Origin of the sequence: Pseudomonas sp. RL (genome assembly GCF_000647775.1) — a bacterium.
GTDB classification, from domain to species: Bacteria; Pseudomonadota; Gammaproteobacteria; order Pseudomonadales; family Pseudomonadaceae; genus Serpens; species Serpens flexibilis.
Genome location: NZ_JBOY01000099.1, coordinates 1 through 6051, shown reverse-complemented (window position 1 = coordinate 6051; position 6051 = coordinate 1). Strand labels below are relative to the sequence as shown.

The 6051-nt window shown below is 65.6% G+C and carries 7 protein-coding genes and 1 pseudogene; all 8 read right to left on the bottom strand.

Features of this window, described 5'->3' with window-relative positions; genetic code table 11:
• Positions 1-73: 73 nt before the first annotated feature.
• The gene (locus AS93_RS0114805; protein ID WP_027591334.1) at positions 74-652 is read right to left on the bottom strand and encodes a lytic transglycosylase; all 579 of its coding nucleotides are present in this window, start codon (positions 650-652) and stop codon (positions 74-76) included.
• A complete protein-coding gene (locus AS93_RS0114800; protein ID WP_051587499.1) occupies positions 634-1335 on the bottom strand; it encodes a TIGR03759 family integrating conjugative element protein in 702 nt (233 codons plus the stop codon). The genes AS93_RS0114805 and AS93_RS0114800 overlap by 19 nt, the downstream gene beginning before the upstream one ends.
• Before the next feature lie 3 nt (positions 1336-1338).
• A complete protein-coding gene (locus AS93_RS0114795) occupies positions 1339-1968 on the bottom strand; it encodes a hypothetical protein (RefSeq protein ID WP_051587498.1) in 630 nt (209 codons plus the stop codon).
• Positions 1961-2500, bottom strand: a complete 540-nt coding sequence (locus AS93_RS19485) for a PilL N-terminal domain-containing protein (protein ID WP_081798319.1) — start codon at positions 2498-2500, stop codon at positions 1961-1963. The genes AS93_RS0114795 and AS93_RS19485 overlap by 8 nt, the downstream gene beginning before the upstream one ends.
• Before the next feature lie 133 nt (positions 2501-2633).
• Entirely contained in the window at positions 2634-3215 is a 582-nt protein-coding gene (locus tag AS93_RS20375; RefSeq protein ID WP_155956156.1) for a hypothetical protein, read from the bottom strand.
• A 363-nt stretch (positions 3216-3578) separates the two neighbouring features.
• A pseudogene (locus tag AS93_RS0114780) lies at positions 3579-4404 on the bottom strand (DUF932 domain-containing protein).
• 118 nt (positions 4405-4522) lie between these two features.
• Complete coding sequence (locus AS93_RS0114775) at positions 4523-4921, bottom strand: hypothetical protein (protein ID WP_027591329.1); 399 nt, start codon at positions 4919-4921, stop codon at positions 4523-4525.
• Between the two features lie 85 nt (positions 4922-5006).
• Positions 5007-5465, bottom strand: coding sequence for an STY4534 family ICE replication protein (locus tag AS93_RS19480; protein ID WP_051587495.1), 459 nt, complete (start codon positions 5463-5465; stop codon positions 5007-5009).
• Positions 5466-6051: the final 586 nt, after the last annotated feature.

Below are 6051 nucleotides of genomic sequence, written 5' to 3'. Positions count from 1 at the left end.
GGGAGCATCGACGGCGTGGCCAGGGCCAGCAGACCGGGCAATGCCGGTGCAACCGTACGCAGGTGGGTACGCTTCATGGCGGGGCATCTCCTCGTTGGGCGCCCTGCCCCGACACGCCGAGCACGCGCGCCAGGTGCCGCTCGACTCCCTGGCGATAGCGCGCGGCGGGTGCGCCGCCGGCCGGGCGATGGTAGCGGCCGACCGTGATCAGCCAGGTGTCTCCCGGCACGTGCTGCTCGCGCAGAATCGCCGCGGCGACTGCCAGGTTGCGGTAGGGGTCGAGCAGCTCGCAGGGCTCGCGGTAGCGGTGCCGCTGGTAGCCCAGGTTGATCTGTCCCAGGCCGGCGTCGATGCGGGTCGACGGCACCTCGCGCAGGGCCTGGCGCAGCGCGGCACAGGCCGCGTCGCGGCGGGCGAAGCGCCTCGGAATGCCGGCCACGTTGAGCGTCCAGGGCCAGGGCACCAGCCGGCCATGCAAGCGCCGGCCGCTCTCCTGCAGCGCCAGGGCGTACAGCACGCTGGCCGGTACGCCGGCGCGCTGAGCCGCCATTTCATAGGCTGGGGGGATGTCCTGGGCCGACACTACGCCGACCAGCCAGCCGCCCAGCAGCGGCAGCCAGCGACGAGCGCGACTCAGGGCTGGCGCCGCCATTGGCCGGCCACCTGACGCAGTACGGCGGGCAGCTCGCCCGGCTGACCGAGCAGCAGCCAGCGGCCGGCGTCGTGATTGAGGGTGATATGTCCGGCGCGCACCTTTGCCGGATCGACACCGGCGGTCTGTGCCCAGGCCCGCAGACGCGCATCGTCACCGCCGCTGCCCACCAGGTAGAGATCGAAGGCACTGCCGGCGGTCTGCAGCCGCTGCACCTTCTGCGCGCAGGTCGGGCATTGCGCCGAGACGAACACCGCCAGGCGCGCCGGGACCGGCTCGGCAACGGGGCTGACCCGCTGCAGATCCGGGGCCAGGCGCTGCCAGGCCTCATCGTAGGCGCGCTGGTAGGCGAGCAGCTTCTCCACGCGCCGGGCCTCGGCCTGCACCTGCAGTTCGGCGTAATGGCGCCGCTCCTCGTCGGTACGAGCCTCGATACCCAGCGCGGTCAGCGGATCGAGGCCCGGAGAATGAATGCCCAGCGGCCCGCGCATCAGCTCGCGGTAGCGGGCCCACTCCTCGTCCTGCAGCCCCCAGTCGCGGGCCTGCCGAGCCTCGTCGAGGGCAAGTATCTGGGTTTGGGTAGCGGTCGAAGTGCGCTCGGTCTGCTGCTGGGCCGGAGCCGACTGCGCAAGCAGGGCCAGTCCCCAGCAGAGGGCCATGGCCAGCAAATGCACCAGGCGCATCGCCTAGCGCCCGGGAATGGGCAGCCGCCGCACCGCGCCCGCCTTGCGGAAGATGACGTGATCGGCCTCAATGGCTTCGAGCCGCCAGCCGCCCTCCTCCTCGCCGATCAGCAGCAGGCGGGCCCGGGACAGCACGCCGCTGTCGCTGGGGAGCAATGAGACGAAGCGCTCGCCGCCGCGCCATTCGAGGCCCATGACCCTGAAGGCCGGCTCGACCAGGGGCGGTCGTTTGACGGCGACGGTGCGCGTACGTGGCATGGCGGCCGGCGCCGGTTGGGGCTGCGGCCGCGCTTCCAGCGCCTCCAGGCGCACCTGCAACGCCGCCAGCTCGCTGGCCGGCAGGCGTTCGGCAAGGGCCTGCTCGATCACCGCCAGACGCCGCTCCAGCGTCTGGCGATCACTTTCGTAATGCGCCTGCTCTACTCCCGGCGGCTGCTGCTGTACTTCCCCGAAGCGGTTGTCGAGGGCATCGAGCCGCCCCTCGAACAGGCCCATGCGGGCATCGACCAGCGCGGGATCGGTGCTGTTCGTCCAGGCCACATAATCGATCAGCACCAGGGCGCTGATGAAGGCGAGCCAGGCGATGCTGGCCACCGCCAACAGCGTCGGCTGCCGGCGCGGGAGCTCACTCATCGTGATCCTCGCCGCTCAGGGGCGCACCGGACGACTGCGCATCGGCGCGGACAAAGCACACCTGGCGCTGCGGCTCATCTACCTGCAAACGCCAGGACGGGCCGGCCAGGGTCAGCAGTGCATCGCGCAACAGCATCGGACCGAGCCGGTAGTGGGCCGCCGGCAGCGGCAGGCCCAGCAGCGTCTCGCTGGCCGCGCCGTCGCACAGCCGATAGCCGGAGCGCAGCAGCAGGTGCCGCAGAGCGTCGCCAACGCTGGCATGCAGGGTGTCGGGAACGGAAACCTCGACCAACTGAGCAAGCAAATCACGCTGGGCCGCCGTGGGCGCCAGTTCGACCAGGGTGTAGCGGCCGTAGCGCGCAGCCGGCACTGGTGCAGGCTCGAATTCAGGAGCAGTAGTTGCGGCCGCCGGGGTTGCTGACTGCTCCGGCGCCACGCTGCCCGCACAACCAGCCGCCAGCGCCATGGCGAGCAGCAGCGCAGCGGCAAGTGCGTGTCGAACATGAACCTGAATATATGGGAATCGCTGCATCGTCTGGCTCCGATGGCGGAGCCGTTACTTTCGACGGGTCAGAGATGGTAAGCAGTAAAGAATCCGAATCGGTGCCCACCCCGCTTCAGCTGTCCGACTGCAACGGAGTGAGGACTGAGCGCTGACGGATCTGTCAGTAGAAATAATTGGACTCGGCTTTCTTATCGAGCCCGACCACAACGCTCTGATCAATTCGGCAAGCCGTTGGCGGGTCGTTTGGCCCCCAATGCCGACAGTAATAACGACCTTCGTTCACCGCATCGCCCGCTTCGGTAAAGACTTCGATCACGGCATTCCAGAGTGAAACACGGGGTGCCTCGCCGGTGGGATCGAGACATAGGAGGTGGGTGATCTGAAATTCGTCGTCATCGTCAGCCTGATACCCCTGATAACCGATAACAAGAAGCCAGTGCCCCCCTTGCCCGCCATCCCATTCGACGCTAACAATCGGGACTTTTCGATTGTCGACGGCATCTGCGATGTTGCGGACGGTGGTTTTACGCCGGGGTGCCACATCAAGCACTTCAGTCTCGACACCGGTGTGCTTGAACACATCAACCAACCGGCTCACTTCATAATCGTAGGTACCGTCTGAAACTAAGGGACCAAAGCCCATCAGCTTTTCGGCGAAGCGACCTAGGCGAGTACGGCCATCGAAACTACCAAGAGATTGTGCTTGGTCTCGTGACATCACTCCCAGCGCAATCAGAGTCATGACTACACAATAAGGTCCGCAGGCGCCGTCCATTTCTCCTTGGCGGAGATGGACGTACTCATGTGCCTGGGGACGAGCACACGTCACCGGACCGCTGGGGGATACCGACAGCCATGGGCTAACGAACATTCGATTCATACCGCATCATCCCTTTGCCGAGAACATGTAGCCGCCTGTTTAGGCTGCCGGAAACAATGAATGATGTCATTATGACATTTCCGGGAAAACGAAAAAGCTTTGCTCTGAACTCCAGCCACCGAGTTTCTGGATGGGATGATCCGCTACCCTGTCCCCCTAGAATGAACTAGCCCACAAGGTCAGCAAAAAAGCGGACCAGGCCCTTCGGCATGGTCCGCTGATGGATCAGGACTTCAGTTGCCGCAGCCCATCGGCCAGCATCCACAACGCCCGGTTGAGGCGGATGTTCTGGTCAATGCCCTGAACGGAGCGGGTGCGCTGGGTGCGCCTATTGCTCTGGCGTCCCGGCAGGCCGCCCTTGATCAGGTTCTCCTGCGCACGGTTGAACAGCGACCACAGATCCGGACGCCTGTCGTCGAAACGACGTGGCATGAGGATCTGTTCCTCGGTGACGGGCGCCGGCTTGTCCGGGTCGAAACGCAGACTCAACGCGGCACGGGCGAACACTTCCGCCTCGCCCGCATCGAGCCGCACGGCGCGCATGGCCTCCCGCGACTGCTGCACCTGGTCGAAGCCGTGCAGCACCTCATAGGCGCCTTCGATCACCTGGTCGGTGACGTTGCCCTTGTGCGGCACGCGCACGTCGGACAGCGTGTCGCCACAGACCAGGCCGTTGGCACACACGAAGCGGAACATCCCGGCGAGCATCTGGTAGCTGCTGCTGCCATCGTGCGAGTTGAGCAGGATGATCTCGTTCGCCTCGTCACCGTTGATCTGACTGGCGTGACGCAGGCGAAGCATGTGCTTGGTGTGCTCGCGACGGCCCTCCTGCCGCACGCGGGTCTGACACACCATGAACGGCTGGAAGCCTTCCCGACGCAATTCCGCCAGTACCGCGGCGGTGGGTATGTAGCTGTAGCGCCGCGAGCGGCTGTGGTGCGCCTCTGCCGCGAAGATCGACGGTACGACGGCACGGATCTGATCATCGGACAGCGGATGATCGCTGCGCAGCATCGGCGATGCCAGAAGCAAAGCGGGATGCAAGTTGCATGGCATTTTCCTCGGAAAACGGGCAAGCGCTGACCGACCGGCAACGGCTGGAGGGCGCGGGCTTGCGAAGAGAGAGAACGCCCCTCACTGCGGGGCGGGTTGGGACAGGTGTCGAACGACTAGACGGGGGTGCGCGGTTCCACTGCAGTCGGCGCTCGCCGTCGCGCATGCCAGGCACGCACGCCCTCACGCCACTCGTGGCATTGCTCGGGCGCCAGTGCCAGGTAGGACAGCGGGCAGGAATAGCGGTACGGGTGCATGGACTCGTCCAGCGGCTTGTACCCCCACTCGCCACCACTGCGCTGCAGCAGGTCGCAGCGGATGTAGCGAAGCAACTCGCCTGGAGCGAGATCCCGATGCACACCGGACTGCCGGGCGGTGACTTCGACCACGGACCACAGCGCGTCGCCGCGCAGTGCGTGGGCGATGACCGTGACGCTGGCGCGTTCGGTCTGTGACGGTTGGATCAGTTCCCGGATCAGCTCCGCTCGGGACTGCGGTGAGAAATACCAGCCCATGGAAGGCCTCCTGTGACGACAGAAGCCGGAGCCTCCCCGTCGGGGAGAAACCCCGGCGGTGGGTGGAATGTCGCGTTTGCGACGGTCAGGCGAACTGCGCGGCGGCAGCCTGCTCCAGGGTGGAGTCAGAAGTCGGCGTGGCGGGGTCGGTCGGCCGGGGTTCGGCCTTGTAGACCAGCTCGCCATCGACCTTGATCCAGCCGATGAACAACAACCGCGCCTTGAGGCTGACCCCTACCTCACCGGCGCGCTTGCCGCGCGAGTAGGTGAAGGTGTCGGTCCACAGATCGCCGAGGCGAAAGCCGATCAGCACCTTGCGCTCGGCGGTGACGGCCGGCAGGCAGCGGCGGACCAACTGCTGCGCTTCGCGCCCGCTGACGCGTACGTCGAAACGGCGGTACTCCACGCCGTCGGCGGGACCGTTCAGCGCCGCGATGTCGGCCGCCAGGAAGGCATCGCCTTTCCGGGGTGTGACTTCGCGTATGCGATTGAGGTAACCCAGACCACTGATGTGCAGGTCGAAGAAGGATTTTTCTTGAGACATGGCGGATCTCCGTGGCAAAGCTGCGGAGACGCATCGACCCTGGCGGGTGATGTGACCCCGCACAGGTTGAGGAACTACAGACAGGCATCACCATCGTTGCCGATGGCCGTTCGCGCAGGGATGCCGGAGCGAACTGGTGTGACCAACGCGGTCGAGCCGCGCCGCAGCCTTGAAGATCTTGGCTGCCTGGGCATGCTGCTGATCGCAATCAGCGGGGCACGGAGGCAGGGTGGCGGGAAGACCAGGCCCTTGGCATTGATCAATGGGGAACCAACCCGAACCTGCTTCCCGCCCACCATCAACGCCGCAATTTGTAGGCGAAATCGACTTGGCCTGGTGTGCGGATGACCTCAATGCCCAGGAGCTCGACACCGCTGGCCCGAAAGTGCGCCTCCAGCGCATCGCAATCCAGATCGTCACCGTAGTGCCGAGCCCTGAATTCCCCGACAGGCAAGCATCCTGGTGCCTGGCCTTGCTGGTATTGCTCAAGGACCACACGTGCATCCAACCAAAGGCTTGGGGCGTGGGGGCTTGATCTTGCCCAGCTCCAGTGGACACCCCGTTAAGCGATAAACTGCGACGAGGT

Excerpts from the sequence above, each read along its gene's own strand:
- AS93_RS0114805 (WP_027591334.1), bottom strand. The coding sequence starts at position 652 with ATGGCGGCGCCAGCCCTGAGTCGCGCTCGTCGCTGGCTGCCGCTGCTG.
- AS93_RS0114800 (WP_051587499.1), bottom strand. The coding sequence starts at position 1,335 with ATGCGCCTGGTGCATTTGCTGGCCATGGCCCTCTGCTGGGGACTGGCC.
- AS93_RS0114795 (WP_051587498.1), bottom strand. The coding sequence starts at position 1,968 with ATGAGTGAGCTCCCGCGCCGGCAGCCGACGCTGTTGGCGGTGGCCAGC.
- AS93_RS19485 (WP_081798319.1), bottom strand. The coding sequence starts at position 2,500 with ATGCAGCGATTCCCATATATTCAGGTTCATGTTCGACACGCACTTGCC.
- AS93_RS20375 (WP_155956156.1), bottom strand. The coding sequence starts at position 3,215 with ATGACTCTGATTGCGCTGGGAGTGATGTCACGAGACCAAGCACAATCT.
- AS93_RS0114775 (WP_027591329.1), bottom strand. The coding sequence starts at position 4,921 with ATGGGCTGGTATTTCTCACCGCAGTCCCGAGCGGAGCTGATCCGGGAA.
- AS93_RS19480 (WP_051587495.1), bottom strand. The coding sequence starts at position 5,465 with ATGTCTCAAGAAAAATCCTTCTTCGACCTGCACATCAGTGGTCTGGGT.